20 protein-coding genes and 1 pseudogene are annotated in these 22,730 nt (G+C 67.4%); 11 read left to right on the forward strand and 10 right to left on the reverse strand.

The genetic code is table 11. From position 1 onward, the window contains the following. Nucleotides 1-161: 161 nt before the first annotated feature. Nucleotides 162-452, forward strand: a complete 291-nt coding sequence (locus CRM90_RS06500) for a DUF4193 domain-containing protein (RefSeq protein WP_102806465.1) — start codon at nucleotides 162-164, stop codon at nucleotides 450-452. Between the two features lie 101 nt (nucleotides 453-553). On the opposite strand, the pseudogene ripD reads toward CRM90_RS06500, so the two are convergent. Together ripD and CRM90_RS06510 are read right to left on the reverse strand one after the other, a co-directional pair. After that, nucleotides 554-1,039 (reverse strand): annotated as a pseudogene (ripD, locus tag CRM90_RS06505) (NlpC/P60 family peptidoglycan-binding protein RipD); the annotation flags it as partial. A gap of 232 nt (nucleotides 1,040-1,271) precedes the next feature. After that, nucleotides 1,272-2,051: a hypothetical protein gene (locus tag CRM90_RS06510; protein WP_102806195.1), complete on the reverse strand. Its 780-nt coding sequence runs from the start codon at nucleotides 2,049-2,051 to the stop codon at nucleotides 1,272-1,274. 83 nt (nucleotides 2,052-2,134) lie between these two features. Between CRM90_RS06510 and CRM90_RS06515 the strand changes: the two genes are divergently transcribed. Beyond that, nucleotides 2,135-2,962, forward strand: a complete 828-nt coding sequence (locus tag CRM90_RS06515; RefSeq protein ID WP_102806196.1) for a formate/nitrite transporter family protein — start codon at nucleotides 2,135-2,137, stop codon at nucleotides 2,960-2,962. Between the two features lie 19 nt (nucleotides 2,963-2,981). On the opposite strand, the gene CRM90_RS06520 is transcribed toward CRM90_RS06515, so the two are convergent. Then, on the reverse strand, nucleotides 2,982-4,577 hold the full coding sequence (locus CRM90_RS06520) for a PucR family transcriptional regulator (protein ID WP_102806197.1): 1,596 nt from the start codon (nucleotides 4,575-4,577) through the stop codon (nucleotides 2,982-2,984). An 81-nt stretch (nucleotides 4,578-4,658) separates the two neighbouring features. Here CRM90_RS06520 and CRM90_RS06525 point away from each other — a divergent pair, with 81 nt between their 5' ends. After that, nucleotides 4,659-6,176, forward strand: a complete 1,518-nt coding sequence (locus CRM90_RS06525) for a CoA-acylating methylmalonate-semialdehyde dehydrogenase (protein ID WP_102806198.1) — start codon at nucleotides 4,659-4,661, stop codon at nucleotides 6,174-6,176. Nucleotides 6,177-6,203: 27 nt separating this feature from the next. After that, entirely contained in the window at nucleotides 6,204-7,589 is a 1,386-nt protein-coding gene (locus CRM90_RS06530; RefSeq protein ID WP_102806199.1) for an aspartate aminotransferase family protein, read from the forward strand. An 11-nt stretch (nucleotides 7,590-7,600) separates the two neighbouring features. Here CRM90_RS06530 and CRM90_RS06535 read toward each other — a convergent pair whose 3' ends face one another. The 3 genes from CRM90_RS06535 to CRM90_RS06545 form a co-directional block, all read right to left on the reverse strand. Then, on the reverse strand, nucleotides 7,601-7,945 hold the full coding sequence (locus CRM90_RS06535; RefSeq protein ID WP_102806200.1) for a hypothetical protein: 345 nt from the start codon (nucleotides 7,943-7,945) through the stop codon (nucleotides 7,601-7,603). Between the two features lie 54 nt (nucleotides 7,946-7,999). Beyond that, nucleotides 8,000-9,190 (reverse strand): acyl-CoA dehydrogenase family protein, encoded by a 1,191-nt coding sequence (locus CRM90_RS06540; RefSeq protein ID WP_102806201.1) that lies wholly within the window; start codon nucleotides 9,188-9,190, stop codon nucleotides 8,000-8,002. Nucleotides 9,191-9,283: 93 nt separating this feature from the next. Next, nucleotides 9,284-9,832: a cysteine hydrolase family protein gene (locus CRM90_RS06545; RefSeq protein ID WP_102806202.1), complete on the reverse strand. Its 549-nt coding sequence runs from the start codon at nucleotides 9,830-9,832 to the stop codon at nucleotides 9,284-9,286. A gap of 132 nt (nucleotides 9,833-9,964) precedes the next feature. On the opposite strand from CRM90_RS06545, the gene CRM90_RS06550 reads away from it, so the two are divergent. Further along, on the forward strand, nucleotides 9,965-12,493 hold the full coding sequence (locus CRM90_RS06550; RefSeq protein WP_102806467.1) for a glycogen/starch/alpha-glucan phosphorylase: 2,529 nt from the start codon (nucleotides 9,965-9,967) through the stop codon (nucleotides 12,491-12,493). Here CRM90_RS06550 and CRM90_RS06555 read toward each other — a convergent pair. Together CRM90_RS06555 and qcrB are read right to left on the reverse strand one after the other, a co-directional pair. Then, nucleotides 12,490-13,422, reverse strand: coding sequence for a zinc-dependent alcohol dehydrogenase (locus CRM90_RS06555; protein ID WP_199189801.1), 933 nt, complete (start codon nucleotides 13,420-13,422; stop codon nucleotides 12,490-12,492). The two genes, CRM90_RS06550 and CRM90_RS06555, sit on opposite strands and share 4 nt — an antisense overlap. A 54-nt stretch (nucleotides 13,423-13,476) precedes the next feature. Further along, complete coding sequence (qcrB, locus tag CRM90_RS06560) at nucleotides 13,477-15,102, reverse strand: cytochrome bc1 complex cytochrome b subunit (RefSeq protein WP_102806203.1); 1,626 nt, start codon at nucleotides 15,100-15,102, stop codon at nucleotides 13,477-13,479. A gap of 180 nt (nucleotides 15,103-15,282) precedes the next feature. On the opposite strand from qcrB, the gene CRM90_RS06565 reads away from it, so the two are divergent. From CRM90_RS06565 to CRM90_RS06575, 3 genes are read left to right on the forward strand one after another with little or no spacing between them, the layout of a single operon-like run. Then, on the forward strand, nucleotides 15,283-16,290 hold the full coding sequence (locus CRM90_RS06565) for a DUF3533 domain-containing protein (RefSeq protein WP_233209199.1): 1,008 nt from the start codon (nucleotides 15,283-15,285) through the stop codon (nucleotides 16,288-16,290). A gap of 17 nt (nucleotides 16,291-16,307) precedes the next feature. Then, a complete protein-coding gene (locus CRM90_RS06570) occupies nucleotides 16,308-17,288 on the forward strand; it encodes an MOSC domain-containing protein (RefSeq protein ID WP_102806204.1) in 981 nt (326 codons plus the stop codon). 2 nt (nucleotides 17,289-17,290) lie between these two features. Further along, on the forward strand, nucleotides 17,291-17,476 hold the full coding sequence (locus CRM90_RS06575) for a hypothetical protein (RefSeq protein ID WP_096311505.1): 186 nt from the start codon (nucleotides 17,291-17,293) through the stop codon (nucleotides 17,474-17,476). Nucleotides 17,477-17,484: 8 nt separating this feature from the next. On the opposite strand, the gene CRM90_RS06580 is transcribed toward CRM90_RS06575, so the two are convergent. Further along, nucleotides 17,485-18,441 carry an enolase C-terminal domain-like protein gene (locus CRM90_RS06580; protein ID WP_102806205.1) on the reverse strand — a complete coding sequence of 319 codons (957 nt, stop codon included), beginning with the start codon at nucleotides 18,439-18,441 and terminating at the stop codon, nucleotides 17,485-17,487. Nucleotides 18,442-18,453: 12 nt separating this feature from the next. Beyond that, nucleotides 18,454-19,350 (reverse strand): mycobacterial-type methylenetetrahydrofolate reductase, encoded by an 897-nt coding sequence (locus CRM90_RS06585; RefSeq protein WP_102806206.1) that lies wholly within the window; start codon nucleotides 19,348-19,350, stop codon nucleotides 18,454-18,456. Between the two features lie 131 nt (nucleotides 19,351-19,481). On the opposite strand from CRM90_RS06585, the gene CRM90_RS30200 reads away from it, so the two are divergent. From CRM90_RS30200 to katG, 3 genes are all read left to right on the forward strand, one after another. After that, a complete protein-coding gene (locus tag CRM90_RS30200; protein WP_142391334.1) occupies nucleotides 19,482-19,712 on the forward strand; it encodes a hypothetical protein in 231 nt (76 codons plus the stop codon). A gap of 67 nt (nucleotides 19,713-19,779) precedes the next feature. Continuing rightward, on the forward strand, nucleotides 19,780-20,223 hold the full coding sequence (locus tag CRM90_RS06595) for a Fur family transcriptional regulator (RefSeq protein ID WP_102806208.1): 444 nt from the start codon (nucleotides 19,780-19,782) through the stop codon (nucleotides 20,221-20,223). Between the two features lie 102 nt (nucleotides 20,224-20,325). After that, entirely contained in the window at nucleotides 20,326-22,452 is a 2,127-nt protein-coding gene (katG, locus tag CRM90_RS06600; protein WP_199189819.1) for a catalase/peroxidase HPI, read from the forward strand. The last annotated feature ends 278 nt before the right edge of the window (nucleotides 22,453-22,730 follow it).

The raw sequence follows: 22,730 nt of genomic DNA on the forward strand, positions 1-22,730 counted from the left end.
TCAACGTGCCTATGGCGTGCGAATCCGCAGGCCACAGCAAGGCAGGACCCAGCGCACACACAGCCGGAAACAACGGTGTTTAGCAGAGACCGGCTACGGGAACAAACTCGCATTCGACCGCGTTGACGCGACGTCGAATGCGGAAACGAAAGGCACGGATCATGACGGTTGATTACGACGCCCCCCGCCGCACCCAGGCCGAGCCTGAGGAAGAGTCGCTTGAAGACCTGGCGGGGCGGCGCAAGGACACGGCCACGGCCGTAATAGATGTCGATGAGGCGGAAGCAGCGGATTCCTTCGAGCTGCCCGGTGCCGACCTGTCGGACGAAGAGCTCACGGTGCGGGTCGTCCCCAAGCAAGCGGACGAGTTCACCTGCAGCAGCTGCTTTCTGGTGCACCACCGCAGCCGACTGGCGGATGCCGCCAGTCTGGTCTGCACCGACTGCGCCTAGCCGGCGGCCGGCACGGTCCCACCTAGCGGTGGGCGTGCTCGTCGTCGCGCCGTGAATCTGCACGGCGGGTCAACGGCACGCCCCCCGCGTGACACTCAGGCGATGACGCGGACCAGGTAGGGCGCCATGTCTTTGGCGCGCACCGCGGACACCGCGACGACCGTGTCGGTGACTTCCAGCATCTGGTTGTTGCCCAGGAACATCGCGACGCTCTGGGTGCCGTCGGGCCCGTAGAAGATCAGATCGCCGGGCAACGCCTGGTCAGCGGTGACGTGCTGGCCGACTTTGTACATATCTCCCGAGGAGCGCGGCAGCTTGGCTCCGACGCCGGCGTAGATGTACTGGATCAGGCCCGAAGAGTCGAAGCCGACGACGGCTGCGCTCGGTCCTTTGCCCAGGGTGGGTCCGTTGATGTCGCCACCGGCCCAGGCGTAGGGCACGCCCCGCTGGGCGAGCCCGCGCTGGATCACCAGGTTGACGTACTGATCCCGGCCCACCGGAGCGGCGGTCGCCGTCGGGGCCACCAGGCCGGGGACGGCGAACAGCATCAGCAGGCTGATCGCCAGGGCGTACACGCGCTTCTTCATCATGGTCTCCACCTTCCGGGCGCCTCTGAGCAAAGCTCCGTCCTCTTCACAGAGGTCACTTCTGTCACTTTCTACCGCACTCAGCTGACAGCCGCTTACCACGCTTGCGCCCTGAACAGGGCTTTTAGCCGATCCGTGACGCAAAGGTGTCCAAAGCGGTGTGCATCCTTGCCCGATCGGTTGCGATCATCCCGCGGACATCAGCAACGAGCAGGCCCGACGCCAGAACCGCTCAGCGGCGCCGGTCGCGCACTCGATACGTCGACGGCCACGACTTGCGGGACTCGTCACCCGTCAGCGTCATCCCCATCCCGCCGACTTTGACGTCGTAGGCTTCCTTGCCCGCGCCGACCTCGCGGTTGGCATGCTCCTGAGCCAGGTAGTACAGCTCATCGATCGCGGCTTCGCTGTACGCGACAAAGGACGTCTCGCGCACGACGTCGTCGCTGAGAACCATCGTGTCGGGCAGGATGCGTGAGGCGACCGCGGCCAGGCCCAGCAGCGCGAACGGGATCACCCAGTAGCACAGAACGGACAGCGGGTTCGCGGAGTCGAGGATCGTGGCGTCGCCCGAGACGAGCGGCGGGATCACCGAGGAGACCGTCATCCCCGCGAAGGCGGCGATCCAGATCCAGGTCAGCAGGGACGTGATTGTCGTGAACAGCGTGCTGGTGACGATCTCCTCGGAGCGTCCCGCCGCGGCGAATCCCCGCACGAACGGCGTGCCGGCCAGTGCCCCGACCAGCGTGATGACGAAGATGCCCGCAGTGCTCAGCGACAAGATCCACTGCTCCAAGAACCCGTGGCCGGCCACGAACGTCAGCACTGTCAGCACGAAGAAGACTGCGACAGAACCGATTTCGAAGGTCAGGCCGGCCACCTTCCTGGTGCGGCTCATCACCAGCCCGATGATCGCGACGGCGAGGGCCACCAGGACGGCCGTCGTGAACGGCGCGTTGCCCACCAGTACCCAATAGACGATCCACGGCGCGAAGCCAACGAGAATGCCCACGGTGGCCCAGTGTATGGGCGAGCGTTGAGCGACTGCTCAGCGGCGTCCGGTGTCGGGTTGGCCGCCGATGGGTACACGGATTCGTGAGTTCAACGAGCCAGCGCCAATTGGGGGAGTCCGACAGCCCTATCGAAGACGAACTCGAGGACGCCTTCAACCGAATGGTCGACGAGGGCAGTCAGCGGCTGCATCGAAGCTGGCGTGAAGTCCTGGTCACCGGATTTTTCGGCGGTACCGAGGTCGCGATCGGAGTGCTGGCATACCTGTCAGTGCTGCACGAAACCCACAACCAGTTGCTGGCCGGTGTCGCCTTCGCGATCGGGTTCCTGGCGCTGCTGCTCGGCCGCAGCGAGCTGTTCACCGAAGGCTTCCTGGTTCCCGTCACGACGGTGGCCGCCAAGCGTGCCAGCGTCGGCCAGCTCGCCAAACTGTGGACCGGCACGCTGGTGGCCAACCTGGTCGGCGGGTGGGTGATCATGGCGCTGATCATCGCGGCGTTCCCCAAGCTCAGGAGCCAAACCATCACCTCCGCCGAGCATTTCGTCGGTGAACCACTGTCGGTGCAGACGATGGCGCTGGCAGTGCTGGGCGGCATGGTGATCACGCTGATGACCCGTATGCAGCACGGCACCGACTCGGTCCCCGGCAAGATCGCCGCCGCGGTGGCCGGTGCCTTCGTCCTGGCCGGATTGCAGCTGTTCCACTCGATTCTGGACTCGCTGTTGATCTTTGGCGCCCTGTCGACCGGTGAGGCACCCTTCGGCTACCTCGACTGGCTGGGGTGGTTCTGGTACACGCTCGTCGGCAATATCGTCGGCGGTCTGGTGCTGGTGACGCTACTGCGTCTCCTGCGGAGCAAAGAACGCCTCAAAGACGAGCGCCGCGACGCCGAAGATCCGACGGCGGACTAACCACATACCGGGTCCGGCGCTAGTCCCCCGCCGCGTTCAGAATCAACATCGCTACCTGCAGCGACGTCCTGGACTCGGCGTCGTCGAGGTCGAGTCCGACGATCCGCTGCAGCGCCTCCAACCGGGCGTAGAGCGTGGGCCGCGACATGTGCAGCGTCCTGGCGAGCTCGGCTTTGTTCCCGCCCGCCGCCAGGTAGTGCCACAGCAGGTCGAACGACTCGTCACCGTGCTTGGCCCGATCCGCCAGCAACCCGGCCAGCTCGGTCTCGGCGAACGCTTGCACACGAGGATCACTACGGATCAGCGAGAGCAGGCCGCGCAAGCGGACATCCGAAGCTCGATGAAACGGCTTGTCCTGCAAGGGCATCGACATCGCCACCTCGGCGACGTGCCCTGCTTCGCGCAGACCGCCCACCGCGTCGACCAGGCGGCTGCTCTCCGGCCCCACCCCGATGGCGCATCCGCTCACCCCGTCCAGGTGGGCGACCGCGCGCCGAGTAGCCGAACACACCTCGGCCAGCACGGTATCGAGCGATCCGGGGACCCGGCTGGTGCGCTGCGGCGCCAACACCACGTCGATCTGCCCGTCGTCACGGGTGGCCGCCAAACCGGTATGGCCGGCCGCCCGCACGGTGTGCATGATCGCGTCCAGGGTGCGGACCCGCCGCTGGGCGGTCGCAACCTGATCGGCGCCCGGGGTCTCCCGCAACCGCACCGCCATGGGCACATACGTCAGCGCCGGCCGCAGTCCCAGCGCATGCGCACGGGCGGTGGCCTCGGCCTCGTCGGTGATGCGGCCGCGGCGCAGGTCGTCGACGAGGCCGCTCTGCGCGCGCAGCTCCAGTGAGCTGCGGTTCTGCTCGACCATCCGGTTCAACGCCAGAGCCTGCGCCGCGCGCTCCAACGTCATCACCGACCGGCCGTCGGCCGCGGCCATCTGCGGCGCGATCAGCCGGCCCCACTCCTCGCGGTGCGGGCCCACCGGGCAGGCGGTCCAGGCGTCACCTCCCGCGAGCCGCGATCGCCGCTCCCAGTCGACCAGCAGTGTCGCCGCCGACAGGTCCCGGCCGTCGAACGCCAGCACCTGACGGTTGAGGTCTTCCAACACCACGGGTGTGTCGAGCATCTGGGCTGCCGCGCTGACGATCTGGTCGATCGATGCCCGGCGCATGCTCAGCGCGGTGAACTCCTCGTGTACCCGTTGGGCGTACTCGACTTCGGCGTACTGGTCGGCGACGATCCGGCGATGCACCTCCTCGGTGACATCGATGAAGCGCACGGTCCGGTGCAGCACGATCACCGGGAGGGACAGCGCAGACCCGATGGCGAGCACGGACTCCGGAAGCCGGTCGATGTGCAGTCCGAGCTCGATCACCACGCCCACCGCGCCGGCGTTCGCGAGCCCGGGCAGATAGGCGTCCCGGCGCGACGGGTCGGCCAGCGCCTGACCCGTGGTCAGCACCAATTCCCCGCCGGTCAGCAGGCCGGACAGGTCGGCCAGATCGCTGACGTGCACCCAGCGCACCGGCTGGTCCATCGGTCCGGCGCACACCACCTCCGGATCGCCGCGGCGCACCGACGGCAGATCGAGGATGTCGGCAAGGGTTAACTGCATTGACACAGTGTAAGAGAAAGCCGTACTTCGTTGACATATCGTTGGCATCGACCTGGGCGATCGCGCACCAGAATCGCAGGTATGACCCTCACAGCGCCCAACACCCGCGTCCGGACCATCGCCCACTGGGCCGACGGGAAGAACTTCGCAGGCAGTAGCGACCGGACGGCCGCGGTGACCAACCCGGCCACCGGCCAGGTGACCGGACAGGTCGCGCTGGCCGACGTCGCCGACGCGCAGGCGGTCATCGCCGCCGCGGCCGCGGCGTTCCCGGCCTGGCGCGACACCTCGCTGGCCAAGCGCACGACGGTGCTCTTCGCCTTCAGGGAGCTGCTCAACGCCCGCAAGGAGGAGCTGGCCGCGATCATCACCGCCGAGCACGGCAAGGTGCTCTCCGACGCCCTCGGCGAGGTCAGCCGCGGCCAGGAGGTCGTCGAATTCGCCTGCGGCATCTCGCATCTGCTCAAGGGCGGGATGACCGAGAACGCCTCGACCAACGTCGACGTCGCCTCGATCCGCCAGCCGCTCGGCCCGGTGGCCGTCATCAGCCCGTTCAACTTCCCCGCGATGGTGCCGATGTGGTTCTTCCCCATCGCGATCGCCGCCGGAAACACCGTGGTGCTCAAGCCTTCTGAGAAGGACCCGTCGGCCGCGCTGTGGATCGCCAACCTGTGGGCCGAGGCCGGTCTGCCTGCCGGGGTGTTCAACGTGCTGCAGGGCGACAAGGTCGCCGTCGACGAGCTGCTGACCAACAAGTCGATCAAGGCGGTGTCGTTCGTCGGTTCCACCCCGATCGCGCAGTACATCTACTCGACCGCGACCCTGCACGGCAAGCGGGTGCAGGCCCTGGGCGGCGCCAAGAACCACGCGGTGATCCTGCCCGACGCCGACCTCGACCTGGCCGCCGACGCGATGGTCAACGCCGGCTTCGGTTCGGCCGGTGAGCGCTGCATGGCGATCTCGGCGGCCGTCGCGGTCGGCCCGATCGCCGACGAGCTGGTCGCCAAGATCGCCGATCGCACAACGACCTTGAAGATCGGCGACGGCACCCGCAACACCGATATGGGCCCGCTGGTGACCAAGGCCCACCGCGACAAGGTCGCCTCCTACATCGACGCGGGCGAAGCCGACGGCGCGACGATCGTCGTCGACGGCCGCGGCACCCAGGTCGATGGCGAAGCGGACGGCTTCTGGTTGGGCCCCACCCTGATCGACAACGTCACCCCCGAGATGAGCGTCTACACCGACGAGATCTTCGGCCCGGTGCTGTCGGTGGTCCGGGTCGACACCTACGACGAAGCCTTGGAACTGATCAACTCCAACCCGTACGGCAACGGCACCGCGATCTTCACCAACGACGGCGGCGCGGCACGGCGTTTCCAGAACGAGGTCGAGGTCGGCATGGTCGGCATCAACGTGCCGATCCCGGTGCCGACCGCCTACTACAGCTTCGGTGGCTGGAAGAGCTCACTGTTCGGTGACACCCACGCCCACGGCACGGAGGGCGTGCACTTCTTCACCCGTGGCAAAGTGGTGACGACGCGGTGGCTCGATCCCTCCCACGGCGGCATCAACCTCGGCTTCCCCCAGAACCACTGAGCACCACCGAGCTCGAAAGAGGCACGCATGACGACGACCGAATCCCACCTCCTGCCCAACGGTCAGGACCTCGACACCGCGCGGGCCGAAGCCGCCCGGGCCTACGAACTGGACCGTGCGCACGTCTTCCACTCGTGGTCGGCGCAGGCCCAGATCAAGCCGATGACGATCGTCGCGTCGGAGGGCTCCTACGTGTGGGACGGCGAGGGCAACAAGCTGCTCGACTTCTCCTCCCAGCTGGTGTTCACCAATATCGGCCATCAGCACCCCAAGGTCGTCGCCGCGATCGCCGAGCAGGCCGCGAAGCTGTGCACGATCGCCCCGCAGCACGCCAACGCCGCCCGCTCCGAGGCGGCCCGGCTGATCGCCGAGCGCACCCCCGGTGACCTGAACCGGGTGTTCTTCACCAACGGCGGCGCCGATGCCGTCGAGCACGCCGTCCGAATGGCGCGGCTGCACACCGGGCGCTACAAGGTGCTCTCCCGCTACCGCTCGTACCACGGGGGCACCGACACCGCGGTGAACCTCACCGGTGACCCGCGGCGCTACCCGAACGACTACGCCAGTTCCGGCGTCGTGCACTTCAACGGACCCTTCCTGTACCGCTCGTCGTTCTTCGCCGAGACCGAGCAGCAGGAGTCCGAGCGGGCGCTGGACTACCTCGAGCGGCTGATCCAGCACGAGGGCGCGGACTCGATCGCCGCGATCATCCTGGAATCGGTGCCGGGGACTGCCGGCATCATGGTGCCGCCGCCCGGATACATGGCCGGCGTGCGGGAGATCTGCGATCGCCACGGCATCGTGTTCATCGCCGATGAGGTGATGGCGGGCTTCGGCCGGACCGGAAAGTGGTTCGCAATCCAGAACTTCGACGTGGTGCCGGACCTGATGACGTTCGCCAAGGGTGTGACGTCGGGGTACGTACCGCTGGGTGGCGTGGCCATCAACGACGCGATCTACTCGACGTTCGCCGACCGCGCCTACCCCGGCGGGCTGACCTATTCAGGGCATCCGCTGGCCTGCGGTGCGGCGGTCGCGACGATCAACGCGATGGAAGACGAAGGCATGGTGGCCAACGCCGCCCGGCTCGGCGAGCAGGTGCTCGGCCCGGGCCTGCGCGAGCTGGCGGCTCGCCACCCGTCGGTCGGTGAGGTCCGCGGACTCGGCGTGTTCTGGGCGCTCGAACTGGTGGCCAACCAGCAGACCCGCGAACCGCTGGCGCCCTACGGCGGGTCGAGCCCGGCCATGAACGCGGTGCTGGCCGCGTGCAAGTCCGGCGGGCTGCTGCCGTTCGCGAACTTCAACCGGATCCACGCGGTGCCGGCATGCAACATCAGCGACGCCGAGGTGGCCGAGGGACTGGCCATCCTGGACAAGGCGCTCGATGTCGCCGACGGGTACGTGACGGGTTAGGGCCCGGCGGCCTAATAGGGAGACGTGTGCTGGGTCAGGACGAACAGGAACAGACCCAGACACATCAGCACGTTGATCGCGATCAGGATCGCGACGAACACGATGGCGCCGCGCACACAACGCCGTTGTGCGCGGCCGACTTTGGATCGCCGCTGCTCGCTGCGGAGCGCCGTCGCGGTCAGCGCGAACGACACGTCGACGAGCTCATCCTCGGTGGCCACCTGACCCATCGCGATCTGCTGGAGACGCTCGGGCGGGATGCCGACACCGACGCCGGCGAAAGTCCGGCTCAGCCGTTTGAGCTGGCGGGGACTACTCGCTGTCGTCGGCAGCCGCGGATCGGACCAGTCGGTCATAACCGTTGGACATTAGTGCGGCCGGACCTGCGCCGCGCCCGAAATAGCGGGGCGTCACAACCCCGGCTGATCCTCGATGATGCCGAGCCAGATCTGGGCGACGTCGATGGCGACCTTCTCGCTGATGAACGCGTGCTGGGTGCCGGTGTAGATGTCGCGGAAGGCGCGCTCGAGGCGGCTGCCCTCACGGATCGAGGTGGTGCCCGCCGCCAGGTGCGCCCACTCGGCGGCCTCGCGCGCCACGTCGGTGGCGTACACCGCGGCCACTCGCATGTCGGCGCGCAGCCCGGGGGTCAGGTCCTCGCCGGCGGCGACCGCGGCCTCGGCGGTGCCGAACGCATCCAACACCAGCAGCCGCGCTGCCCGCCACGCCGCGACGTGGTGTGCCAGCCCCTTCTGGAAGGTCGGCCGGCTGGCCAGTGAGGCCATATCGCTCATCCGGAACTTGGTGGCCGCCAGTTCCTCGACGTCGTCGAGCATGCTCTTGGCGACGCCCAGGGCCCACGCCGCGTGGCCGGCCGCGGTCACCGGCATCAGTCCCATCCGGGTCGCCGGCGAACTGCCCCGGTGCGGCGAGCTGGAGAACAGCGGGAAGGTGCGGCCGGCCGGCACGAACACGTCCTCGAGGCCGTAGTCGTAGGATCCGGTTCCCTTGAGGCCCTGGACATGCCAGCCGTCTTTGAACACGACGTCCGCACGTGGGACGACGGCCACATGCATCTCCGGCAGGCCGCCGGCCCCCATCACCGGCTGGCCGTCCACCATCGGGAAGAACCCCGCGCAGACGTACTCGGCATGGCCGGTGCCCGACCCGAAACTCCACGATCCGGTCACCCGGTAGCCGCCGTCGACCACGACGCCCTGGCCGTTGGGGAAGAACTGGCCACCCATCGTGACGCGGTTGTCGTTCGCGGTGAACACCTCGGCGAAGCCCTCGTCCGACAGATACGCCGCGGCGGCGAACGACGACGGCAGGTTGGCGATCCCGATCCAGCCGAACGAGCCGTCCTGCCAGGCCATCTCGATCCAGGTCTCGATCATCTCGGCGAACGAGGGCTCCACCCCGCCGGCCGCGACGGGATTGAACGACGACATCAGTCCGCTGGCCCACATCTCGTCGACGATCGACGGGGCGATGGTGCGCAGCCGCTCGGACTCACCGGCCTGCGCCACCACCAGGTCGCGCATGCCGCGGGCCAACCCGAGCGGCTGGGTCTTCGAGTCAATTGTCGACGTCTGAGTCATTTCCGAGCCTTGTCCGATCTGCTGGCGCGGTACACCAACGGTAGTGAACAACTTCGAAAAACTGTATAGCGCGGAACTGCTCGGCGGAAGTGATTACCAGAGGATGTCAGCGGCGGATGTGATTCGTGCGGTGCGACCGGGTGCGGCCTGATGTGACCAGTACAGATTGGTGTGGGCGATCACCTGCTCGGGCGGCGGGGCGCCCCACTCCGAGAGGTCCTCGGTGGTGTGCGCATCGGCGACCAGCGTGACGTCGTAGCCGCGAACGAAGCCGCCATGGATCGTCGAGCGCGCGCACTGGTCGGTCTGGGCGCCCACGACCACCAGATGACCGGCAGCCAACTCGGCGAGCGTCGCCTCCAGCGTGGTGCCTTCGAACGAGTCGCCGTAACTCTTGGCGATCAGCGGCTCGGTGTCGGCCGGCGTCAGGTCGGCGACGATCTGCCACTCCTGGCTCCCCTCAGGCAATTCGGCGTCGGAGTGCTGAATCCAGACGACCGGGATGCCGGCACCGCGGGCGCGGTCGACGAGCCCGGCGATCCGCGCGACGGTCGCGTCCCGGTCGTGGGCGTGTTCCACCACACCGTTCTGCACATCGATGACGAGCAGGGCGGTGTTCGGCCGGTTCGTCACTGTGCTCATGGTCGCGATGGTAGGACGCGCGGGCCAATAGTTCACGGGACCGACTCATGGACCTCGCCTCGCTGAAATACGGCGGTGCCAGACTGCTGGCCCGTACGAGATCGAGACGTGGTCTGGGACCAGGAGAACGCAATGACCGATGTGGTGAGCAGTGCACCCGGTGATGTCGCCGACCGTGACGGGGGTGTGAGCCGCACGCAGCCGCACGAACACAGCCGCACGGGGTTGTCGGCCGACGCGCTGCACCGCGCGATCGCCGACCACCTGGCGTACTCCATCGCCCGGCCGCCGAGCGTGCTGACCCCCGAGCATTACTACCGCGCGCTGGCGCTTGCCGTGCGCGACCGCATGCAGCAGCGGTGGATGGCCACCACCCAGGATCTGCTGCACGGGCCGGCCAAGGTGACCTGCTACCTGTCCGCCGAATTCCTGATGGGCCCGCAGCTCGGCAACAACCTGCTCAATCTGCGCATCGAGCGCCAGGCCCGCGAGGCACTCGCCGCACTCGGGCAGGATCTCGACGCGATCCTGGAGTGCGAGGAGGAGCCCGGGCTGGGCAACGGTGGCCTCGGCCGGCTGGCCGCCTGCTACTTGGACTCGATGGCCACGCTGCAGCGGCCGTCGATCGGCTACGGAATCCGCTACGAGTTCGGCATCTTCGACCAGGAGATCCAGGACGGCTGGCAGGTCGAGAAGACCGACAACTGGCTGGTGGCCGGAAACCCTTGGGAGATCGACAAACCCGACGCCAGCTATCTGGTCAACTGGGGTGGTCGCACCGAGCAGTACGAGGACGTCGCAGGCAATCACCGGGTGCGCTGGATTCCGCGACGGGTGATCAAGGGGGTCTCCTATGACACCCCGATCCAGGGTTACGGGGTCAACACCTGCAACACGCTGACCCTGTGGAGCGCCCGATCGGTGTCCTCCTTTGCGCTGGATGCGTTCAACACCGGTGACTTCTACAAGGCCGTCGAGGACGAGGTCCTCTCCGAGAAGATCTCGAAAGTCCTCTACCCCAACGACGAACCCGAAGCGGGCAAGCGGCTTCGACTGCAGCAGCAGTACTTCTTCGTCAGCTCGTCGCTGCAGGACATCCTGCGCATCCACACCGAGCGGGCCCGGCTGCCGCTGAGCGCATTGCCCGACAAGTGGGCAATCCAACTCAACGACACCCACCCGTCGATCGCGGTCGCCGAACTCATGCGCCTGCTGATCGACGAACACCACATGGGCTGGGACGAGGCCTGGGACATCACCGTCGCGACCTTCGCCTACACCAATCACACGCTGCTGCCCGAGGCGCTGGAAACCTGGCCACTGGGCATCTTCGGCGACTCACTCCCCCGGCACCTGGAGATCATCTACGAGATCAACGACCGGTTCCTCGAGGAGGTGCGCGACAAGTTCCCCGGCGACACCGAGCGGGAGCGACGGATGTCGCTGATCGGTGAGGACGGCGGAAAGAGCGTGCGGATGGCGCACCTGGCCACCGTCGGCAGCCACGCTGTCAACGGGGTGGCCGCATTGCACTCCGAGCTGCTGAAAGCCAGTGTGCTGAAGGACTTCTACGAGATGTGGCCGGAGCGGTTCGGCAACGTCACCAACGGTGTCACGCCGCGACGCTTCCTGGCGCTGTCCAACCCGGGACTTCGGACGCTGCTCGACGAGACCGTCGGCGACGGCTGGCTGACCGACCTGGACCAGCTGCGCAGGCTGGAGCCCTACGCCGACGACCCGGCGTTCCGTGAACGGTGGCGGGATATGAAGCGCGCCAACAAGAGCCGGCTTGCCGAATATGTACACGCCTCGACCGGCATCGAGCTCGACCCGACCTGGATGTTCGATGTCCAGGTCAAGCGCATCCACGAGTACAAGCGCCAGCACCTCAACGTGCTGCACATCATCACGCTGTACAACCGGCTCAAGCGCAACCCGGGCTTTGCGATCGCCCCGCGGGCATTCATCTTCGGCGGCAAGGCCGCACCCGGATATTTCATCGCCAAGCGGATGATCCGGTTGATCACCGCTGTCGGTGCCACCGTCAACAACGACCCGGACGTCAACCGGTTCATGCGGGTGGTGTTCCTGCCGAACTTCAACGTCAAGAACGCCCACTTGATCTACCCGGCGGCCAACCTGTCCGAGCAGATCTCCACCGCGGGCAAGGAGGCGTCGGGAACCGGCAACATGAAGTTCATGATCAACGGCGCGTTGACCATCGGCACCCTCGATGGTGCCAACGTCGAGATCCGCGAGGAGGCCGGGCCGGAGAACTTCTTCCTGTTCGGTTTGACCGTCGACGAGGTGGAGCAGCTCAAGGCCGACGGCTACCGGCCGACCGCCTTCGTCGAGCGCGATCCGGAACTGGCCGAAGTGCTCGAGCTGATCGTCGACGGCACCTTCACCCACGGTGACACCGAGGTGCTGCGTCCGCTGGTCGACAACCTGCTGCACCACGACCCGTTCCTGGTGCTGGCCGACTACCGCTCCTACGTCGACTGCCAGGCCCGGGTCAGCGCCGCCTGGCAGGACTCGGACACCTGGTCGCGGATGTCGATCCTGAATGCGGCCCGCAGCGGCAAGTTCTCCTCGGACCGCGCGATCGCCGAATACTCCGACGAGATCTGGCATGTCGGCGCGATGCCGGTGAAGCTCTAGGGTTCCAACACCACTTTGATGGCCCCGCTGCGCCGGTCGGCGGCAACCCGGAACGCCTCCGCCGCGTCGGCCAGCGGGAAGCGGTGCGTGACGACGGTCGCCGCGATGACCGGATCGGCGGCCAAAGCCGCTGCCGCATCGACGAATTCACGGTTGTCACGCCCGCGGTCGTAGCACATCGAGGCGGTCAGCGTGAGTTCCTTGAGCATCCACGGGATGCCCGGAACAGCCCGGTTGCCATGTGACACACCGACTATCGCGATCCGGCCGCCCGGCACGGATCGCCGCACACAGTCGGCCACCGCCTCGTCGGTGCCCACCGCCTCCACCACGACGTCGTACTCGCCGTCCGGGCGCCCGGCGCCGAGCCGCTCGCCCGCGTCGATCTGATGCGGGTGGCGGGCCTGCAGGTCGACGTCGAGGCCCATGGCGCGGGCCGCGGCGACGGCCAGCAACCCGACGCTTCCGCCGCCGACGACCAGGACCCGATCGGTGGCGTCGGCGCCGACCTTGCGCAACGCATGCCAGGACACCGCGAGCGGTTCGACCAGGCAGGCGTCGGAGACCAGCAGACCGTCGGGCAGCGGCACGAGGCATTCGGCGGGCACCCGGACCCGGTCGGCGAGGCCACCGTCGAACGCGACCCCGAGCAGCCCGTGCGGTGCGCTTCCCCGGCACCGCTGCGGCGACCCGCCACCGCATTGATCGCAGTGCCCGCAGCCCACTGTCGGTTCGACACAGTAGGTCCGGCCGTCCGCCGTGCCCGCAACCTCGTGGCCGATCGTCACCGGCAGGCCGAACGACAACATGCCGAGGTCGCTGCCGCAGATGCTGGCCGACCCGACCTCGAGGATCGGCCAGTCACCCGTGGGCTCCTCGACGTCGACGACGGTGGCTGACCCCTGGATCGAGCGGACGGCGCGCATCATCGCTCGATTGTCCCGACTGCGCGATCAGCCGCCGTCAGCGGCCCGTCGCAGCGGTCACCTCTCGTTCGAGGAGCCGTTCAGCTCTTGCCGTTCCATGAGCGCGGTGCGCGCCCGCTGCTCGGCGGCGTGGGCCGCCTCGGTGAGCGCGGCGTCCTCGTCGGCCGGGTCGGCGGTGAGGAAGCTGCCCCGGCCCGGTGCGCCGCCGGAGCCGAGCTTGTTCATCCGCTTGGGCACCGGGGCGCCCTGGTATTCCAGCGCGATCGGGTGGCCGTCGGCGTCGAGCGGCCCCAGCGGCTGATGCAGCTCGACGTACGCGCCGTGCGGCAGCCGCTTGAGGATGCCGGTCTCGACGCCGTGCTCGAGCACCTCACGATCGCTGCGCTGCAATGCGATGGCCCAGCGGTAGGTGATGAAGAAGACCAGCGGCGGCAGCACCACCATCCCGATGCGACCGATCCAGGTCGTCGCGTTCAGCGAGATGTGGAACTGATAGGCGATGATGTCGTTCATCGCGCTGTAGGTCAGCACGATGTAGAAGGCGATCGCCATGGCGCCGATGCCCGTTCGCACCGGCGCGTCCCGTGGCCGCTGCAGCAGATTGTGGTGCGCGTCGTCGCCGGTGAACCGCTTCTCGATCCACGGGTAGACGATGAGCAGCAGGAAGATGACGCCCATCAGGACGGCGACCGCCACCGCCGCCGGGATGGTGTGGTGGCCGATGTAGATCTCCCACGCCGGCCACAACCGGATCAGCCCGTCGGTCCACATCAGGTAGAAGTCGGGCTGGCTGCCCGCCGACACCTGCGCGGGCTTGTACGGGCCGAGCTGCCAGATCGGATTGATCTGCAGCAGGCCACCCATCAAGCCGAGGACGCCGACCGTCATCGCGAAGAACGCACCCGACTTCACCGCGAACACCGGCATGACCCGCACGCCGACGACGTTCTTCTCGGTGCGGCCGGGGCCCGGGAACTGGGTGTGCTTCTGGAACCACACCAGCGCCAGGTGAAGACCGATGAGCGCCAACATGATTCCGGGGAAGATCAGGATGTGGATGGCGTAGAGCCGCGGGATCAGGACATCGCCCGGGAAGTCGCCACCGAACAGCGCCCAGTGCATCCAGGTGCCGATCACCGGAATCCCCAGCGTGATCGAGGACAGCGCCGCCCGGATTCCGGTGCCCGACAGCAGATCGTCGGGCAGCGAGTAGCCGAAGAACCCTTCGAACATGGCCAGGATCAACAGCAGCGACCCGATCACCCAGTTGGCCTCGCGCGGCCGGCGGAAGGCGCCGGTGAAGAAGATCCGCGCGAGGTGCACCATGATCGCCGCGGCGAACAGCAGCGCCGCCCAATGGTGCACCTGGCGGACGAAGAGGCCGCCGCGCACCTCGAAGGTGATGTCGAGGGTGGAGGCATACGCCTTCGACATCTCGATGCCGCGCAGTGGTTGGTACACGCCGTTGTAGGTGACCTCGGTCATCGACGGGTCGAAGAACAACGTCAGATAAACGCCCGTGAGCAGCAGGACGATGAAGCTGTACAGCGCGATCTCGCCCAGCAGGAACGACCAGTGGGTGGGAAAGACCTTGTTCAACTGCCGTCGGACCGCGGCCGACGGGTGGTAGCGAGAGTCGATCGCATCGCCTTGGGATGCGGCGAGCGTGGCGGCTGATTTCATAGCGATCCTCCGAAGCTGCGCCCGGGCTGAACTGAGCAGGCGTCAGTGGTTCGGAGCCGGGTCCGGCGCGGATGGCCGCACGCACTGTTGGTCATTCTTACGTCAGACTTCCTGGCGCTTGCGGTCAGCGGCCGCGTCACCGAGGTAGGTTGACCTGCCATCTCAAGGACGAGGAGTGCTGTGGCCGCAGTGACCGAGGAATCGCCGGAGGCTCCCCTGCGCGGCATTCGGCGGATCCCGCTGGAGATCCGCAAGGTCGCCACGGTGCTCGCGATCGCCATCGTGCTGGCGTCGAGCTTTGCCGCGGCCTACACCGTCGCGCTGGGCCGGCCCTCCCCGCGGAACCTGCCCGTCGGCGTCATCGGGTCGACGGCCGACACCGCACCGTTCGAGAAAGCGTTGCGCACCAACCGCAATGAGTTCGACGTCCACGAGTACGCGACCCGGGACGCCGCGGTCGCCGAGATCAATCAGCAACGCATCACCGCCGCCATCGACGCCACGTCGAAACCGCCGCAACTGTTGTTGTCCAGCGCCAGCGATCCGTCGGGGACTCGCGCTCTGATCCAACTGGACCAGACGCAACCGGGACAGTTCATCCTGCCGATCGTCGATCTGCATCCCTTGCCGCCGTCCGACCCGGCGGGGCTGGCCACCTTCTATCTGGTCATCGCCGCCACGATCCTGGGCTTCATCACGATGTTCCAGCTGCGGGCCAACGTCAAAACGCTGACCTTGCGCCGCTGGCTGCTCAGTATGGCGGTGCTCGCCGTCGTCGGCGGCGCGGCTTTGGCGGTGGTGACCGGCCCGGTGTTGGGCGCGCTGAGCACACCGTTTGCTCAGCTGTGGTTGCTGGTCTCGGTCCAGATCGCGGTCGCCGCGTCGTTCAACTCGACCATGCTGGTGCTGATCCACCGGTGGGCGATCATCCCCACCTGGCTGGTGTTCATCCTGCTGGGCAACACCTCGTCGGGCGGGGCGGTGTCGGCGTCGCTGCTGCCCCAGCCGTTCGCCTTCTTCAACCATGCGCTGCCCAGCGGCGCGACGGTGTCGGCGATCCACGCCGCGACCTACTTCCCGCACAACCAGCGGCCGCTGCCGTTCATCGTGCTGGGGCTGTGGTTGGTGGTCAGCTTGGCCGCCCTGATCGTGGCGTCCCGGACGCTTCGCCGTTCACCGGCGGAGTGAGGTTCTAGGCTGAGTGGATGATTCAGGCCGGCCGTATCACCTCGATCTGGCGCTATCCGGTGAAGTCGATGCAGGGCGAGCAGGTCACCGAGGCCGAAGTCGGCGACCTGGGCGTGCACGCCGACCGGACGTGGGCGGTGCGTGATGTCGAGTCCGACGCGACCACCAGCGCCAAACGGCTGCCCGGCCTGTTGTGGTTGACGGCGCGCTACGCGCAGCCACCCGGCCCCGATGCCGGGCCGGGACACGCACCGGAGGTGCTGATCGGCTTCCCGGACGGTACCGAAGTGTCGAGCTCGGATCCGGCTGCGCACCAGACACTCTCGCGGTACCTCGACCATGAGGTGGAACTTCGGCCACTGCCGCCGATCGACCGTCGCAGTGAATACCGCGCGCCGATGGCCACCAAAACCGACCTGCGCACGATCTTCGGACTCGACGACGACGAGCCACTGCCCGATCTGTCGATGTTCCCGGTACGCAAGCTCGCGGAGATCAGCCGCTATGCGACGCCGGTCGGCAGCTATGTGGACGCCTATCCCGTGCACATCATCACCGAGCAGAGCCTGGCCACCCTCGGGTCGTTGGCGCCGGACTCCGATTTCGACGTGCGACGGTTCCGCCCGACGCTCGTGGTGGACTCCCCCAGCACCGCGGCCCACCCGGAATGGGAGTGGTGCGGCGGACGACTGCACGCACCGCACGCCGAGCTTGCGCCGATGATCCCGACCATTCGCTGCGTGATGCCGTCCCACGAGCAGCCCGAACTCAAGCGGGACAAGGAGATCACCCGCACCATCGCCGCGCACACCCGCCGCTGCTTCGGCGTCTACGGCAATGTCACCCGCGCCGGCCGAATCGCCGAAGGTGATGTGCTGCACCTGAATCCACCGAACCGGACCGCGCTGAGCGCCACCGCCGGCGGCGGCGCGGCGACAGTGAAGCGGGCCGTCATGCGTGCGGTTTCGGCGGCCATGCCCAGCGGAAAGAAGGGGTGACCATGCGTCACGTTGTCGGAGGTCTCGGCGTGCTGGTCGCGCTGTTCGGAGTGTTGTTCACCCTGCAGGGGTTCGGGGCGGTTCAGGGCAGCCCGATGAGCAACACCACGACGTGGTCGGTGCTCGGGCCGATCGTCGTGTTGGTCGGCGTCGTACTGGCCGTCGCGGCCTGGCGCCCGCGGCGCTGACGCGCGACTCAGAGAAGTTCGCGGGCGGTCCGCAGCCGCTCGCGCCACCACGCGATGCTCTCGACATCGTCGAGGGTGAATTGCGCGATGCGATCCGGGTCTGGCGCCGGGGCCGATGGCGCCACCGGCAGGTACCCGTCGACGGTGATCAATGTGCGTCCGGCGGGCACGATGTCGGCGGCCAGGGCCGCGGCGGTGCCCAGCCCGCAGGCGAAGGAAAGCTCGGGCAGCACACCGGCCAACGCCAAGCCGCTGGCCAGCCCCATGCTGGTTTGACCGGCGCCGGACACCACAACCGGTAGGTCGCATTTCTCGGCGAACCGCAATGCTCGGCGCACGCCGCCGAGCGGTGCGGCGTCCAGCACCACGATGTCGGCGACCTCGGACATGGTCAGCCCGTCGCTGCTGAGGTCGGAGACGTCAACCGCGACCCGCACGTCGATACGGCGCCGGAGCGCGGACAGCTCTCGCGCGGTCGCGCACGGCTGCTGCACGAACTCCAGACCGCCCGCCGCGGTGTCGAGCCCGGGGATCGTCGCGGCGGCGGTGTCGACGTCCCAGCTTCCGTCGACCAGACAACGGATCGACGCGTCCGGTCCGAGCGCTGAGCGCACCGCCGCGAGCCGGTCGGCATCGTCGGGCAGACCGCTGACCATCACGTCGGCCGCATGACATCCACTGCCGGCGGCGATCCCGGCCGCCTCCTCGGCTCCCACCGTGGGCACCGCGACCGCGACCGGTACACGGCCGCGCATCGGGTCCGGCCAGCCGACCGTTCCGCCTTCGATGGCCGCGGTCAACCAGCGGGCCGCCACCAGATCACTGCCGATGCGCGGCGGGCAGAACTCACCCCAGCCCTGCGGGCCTTCGAGCAGCATTCCCTCGCAGCCGCCGAACCCGCGATAGCCCGCACGCGCCGGGATCGCGAAAATCGGTGCGCCGTCGAAGTCGATCATTTCCTTCATGGGCCGCGACCGTCAGGATGCGGATGTCGGCGACCAGTACGCCAGCATCTCGGCGAAGGTGTCGAAGGCCGGGCGGGACATCCCGTAGGTGGCTTCGAAGTGGATGCTCAGCGGGAACCCGAGGTCGGCGACGCCGTCGATGACCCGCTTGTAGAGGTCCACCAGCAGCTGCCGTTTGACCTGCGGCTCACTCTCGGCGAGTGTGCGGACGAAGTCCTGCTCGGCGGCGACAGCGGCATTGCCAGGGTCTTGGATGAGCCAATTGATCAGACCCACCCGGGACTCGACCTTCGGCACGAAACCGAACGACAGCAGAATCTCCGGGCGGTAGTCGGTGGTGGCGGCGAACTCGGTCAGGAAGCCGACGATCGCGTCGGAGTAGAGCAGCTGCGTCATCCCGTAGGTGGCGCCCCGGCCGCACTTGAAACCGAATCGGCCGGCCTCCTCGGCCCGGGTCGGAATCAGGATCGCGCCGCGATTGGGGACCAGTTCGGAGAAGATCGTCAGCGCGTCGGTGGGTGCCACACCGGCGCCCTCGCCGTCGTTCATGGTCCGCGGAACACCGACGAACGCCACGCCTTCCATGCCCGCGTCGAGCAGGGCGGTCAGACGGCTGACCAGCGTCGGCTCATCCATGAAAGCGGTCACCTGGGTGCACAATCCGCGCACACCGGGCAGCTCCGGCGAGATGCGGGACCAGTAGTCGAGCACATCGAGCTTGGGCTTCATCTCGACCGGACGGCCGCTGTCCTCTTCGATCATCCCGGGGATCATCACGTGCCGGATCCGGCCGTCCAGTCCGGTCTCCGCGGACAGCTGCACGACCTTGCGCGCTTCCTCGAGCATCTCGTCCGGCGTGCGGTCGACGTTGGGCGGCACGAGTTCGAGCGCAACGGTGTTGAGGGGCACGAAACTGCTCCTGACGAGACGACTGATTTCCGGGTGCGGTCCGAGGTGGCCGCCGGACGCGATCCGCCGATCACCATACAGAAAGCGCGGTCGCGGCCTTACTTCGCCGCCAAACGCGGTAGCTTTCAGCGATGCAGGGTCCCAGGAGAGCGATCTGGCTGGTCACGCTGGCCGGCGTGGGTGTCGTCGCGTTCTCGGCATGCGGATCCACGGACAGTGCTCCGGCACCCACTCCGTCGATTTCGTCGGTGCAGCCCACCAGTAAGGCCACCCTGCCCGGGCCGAACAGCTTCAGCCCGGCCCCGATTGCGCCGCTGAACCCCACTGTCAGTCCGAAAAACGACCCGGCTCAACGCCCCTGACCAGGCCCGCAGGATTCACTTCGGGACAACTCTTGACTGGTTCCAGAAAAGAGACGACTATCAAAACGTGACCTCCGTCTCGGATCTCTCCGACCAGCTGCGGGCAGCGCAGCTGCGGGTCACCCGCCCTCGTCTGGCGGTACTCGACGCAGTGCACACGCACCCGCACGCCGACACCGACACCATCTTCGGAGCCGTCCGCACCGGCCTGCCCGACGTGTCCCGGCAGGCGGTGTACGACGTGCTGCACGCCCTGACCGCGGCCGGCCTGGTGCGGCGCATCCAGCCGTCGGGCTCGGTCGCCCGATACGAGGCGCGGGTGGGCGACAACCACCACCACGTGGTGTGCCGATCGTGCGGTGTCATCGGCGACGTCGACTGCGCCGTCGGCGAGGCGCCCTGTTTGACACCGTCTGAGAACAACGGCTTCGTGCTCGACGAAGCCGAGGTCATCTACTGGGGACTGTGTCCCGACTGCTCCACCCAGCAGATTTCGCGAGCACAACCGTGATCGCAGCACGATTCACCACTCCCGAAAGGAAATACAGTGCCTGAGGAAACCAGCCCCCCAATCGGAGCGGCTCAGACCGAGCCCGCCGAAAGCGGCTGCCCGATGCGCATCAAGCCGCCCGTCGAGGGTGGCAGCAACCGCGATTGGTGGCCCAACGCGGTGAATCTCAAGATCCTGCAGAAGAATCCGCCCGCCATCGACCCGACGGACGAAGGCTACGACTACCGCGAGGCCGTCAAGACTCTCGACTTTGAGGCCTTCGAGCGCGATTTCGATGCCCTGCTGACCGATTCGCAGGCCTGGTGGCCCGCCGACTTCGGGCACTACGGTCCGCTCTTCGTCCGGATGGCCTGGCACGCCGCCGGCACCTACCGCGTCGCGGACGGCCGCGGTGGCGGCGGGCGTGGGATGCAGCGATACGCGCCGCTGAACAGCTGGCCCGATAACGTCAGCCTGGACAAGGCCCGCCGCTTGCTGTGGCCGCTCAAGAAGAAGTACGGCAGCAAGATCTCGTGGTCCGACCTGATCGTCTACGCCGGCAACCGGGCACAGGAGCACATGGGCTTTGCGACCGCGGGCTTTGCCTTCGGCCGCCCCGACTTCTGGGAGCCCGAGGAGGACATCTACTGGGGCGCCGAGGCTGAATGGCTGGGCTCGCAGGACCGCTATGCCGGCAGTGACCGGACCAAGCTGGAGAACCCGCTGGCCGCCAGCCACATGGGTCTGATCTACGTCAACCCCGAAGGCCCCGAAGGCAATCCGGATCCGGTTGCGGCGGCCATCGATATCCGCGAGACGTTCGGCCGGATGGCGATGAACGATATCGAGACCGCGGCCCTGATCGTCGGTGGCCACACCTTCGGCAAGACCCACGGCGCCACCGATATCGAGAACGGGGTGGAGCCCGAAGCCGCCCCGCTCGAGCAGCTGGGCCTGGGCTGGAGCAACCCCGGCGTCGGCAATGAGGCCGTCAGCAGCGGCCTGGAGGTGACCTGGACCCACACCCCGACCAAGTGGGACAACTCGTTCCTGGAGATCCTCTACGGCAACGAGTGGGAGCTCACCAAGAGCCCCCAGGGTGCCAATCAGTGGAAGCCCAAGGATGGCGGGTGGGCCAACTCGGTGCCGATGGCTCAGGGCAGCGGCAAGACCCACCCGTCGATGCTGACCACCGATCTGTCGATGCGGATGGACCCGATCTACGGCGAGATCACCCGCCGCTGGCTGGATCATCCCGAGGAACTCGCCGAGGAGTACGCCAAGGCGTGGTTCAAGCTGCTGCATCGCGACATGGGTCCGGTGGTTCGTTACCTCGGACCGCTTGTGCCCAAGCAGACCTGGCTGTGGCAGGACATCGTTCCAGCCGGCAAGAGCCTGTCGGCCGATCAGGTCGCCACGCTCAAGGCGGCGATCGCGGACTCGGGTCTGACTGTGCCGCAGCTGGTTTCGACGGCATGGAAGGCCGCGTCGTCCTACCGCAGCAGCGATATGCGAGGCGGCGCCAACGGTGGCCGGATCCGGCTGCAGCCACAGCTCGGCTGGGAGGCTAACGAGCCCGACGAACTGGCTCAGGTGATCAGCAAGCTGGAGCAGATCCAGGCCTCGGCGGGTGTCGACGTGTCCTTCGCCGACCTGGTGGTGCTGGCCGGCAACGTTGGTGTCGAAAAGGCCGCCAAGGCGGCCGGTTTCGACATCGAGGTGCCGTTCACCTCGGGTCGCGGTGACGCCACCCAGGAGCAGACCGACGTCGAGTCGTTCTCCTACCTGGAGCCGAAGGCCGATGGGTTCCGCAACTACGCGGGCAAGGGGCTGTCCCTGCCTGCCGAGTACCACATCATCGACAAGGCCAACCTGCTGAATGTGTCGGCGCCGGAGATGACGGTGCTGGTCGGCGGCCTGCGGGTGCTGGGCGCAAACTTCGGTGGCACCAAGCTGGGTGTGCTGACAGACAAGCCGGGCGCTTTGACGACCGATTTCTTCGTCAACCTGCTCGACATGGGCACCAAGTGGGCGCCGTCGTCGGCCGACGACGGAACCTATGTCGGCACGGACCGCGCCAGCGGTGCCGACAAGTACACCGCCAGCCGCGTGGACCTGCTCTTCGGGTCGAACTCGCAGCTGCGGGCACTGGCCGAGGTGTACGCCGAGGATGACGCCAAGGAGAAGTTCGTGAAGGACTTCGTCGCGGCCTGGGTCAAGGTGATGGACGCCGACCGGTTCGACGTCTGACCTGAGTAGTAAGCGAAACCCCGCGGGCTTTGCCCGCGGGGTTTCGTCCCGCTCGCGGTTGGCGTCGAGTGACGATTCGTATGCGACAGGCTTGCTTGGCCGCCACTAAGAGGATTGCGCCCGAGAAGCTTCGGACAATCTCGACGCAGCGAACCGTCACCCCATCAACCCGGCGCCGCCCCCGAGGGCCACTGCGGTCAGTCGATGCGGGAAGGTCCGAATGGCTTGCAGGTTGGCAGGCTAAGCGACTACGTCGCGGGAGCGAGTTGGCGTAGACG

The organism is Mycobacterium sp. ENV421, assembly GCF_002887815.1.
Taxonomy (GTDB): Bacteria; Actinomycetota; Actinomycetes; order Mycobacteriales; family Mycobacteriaceae; genus Mycobacterium.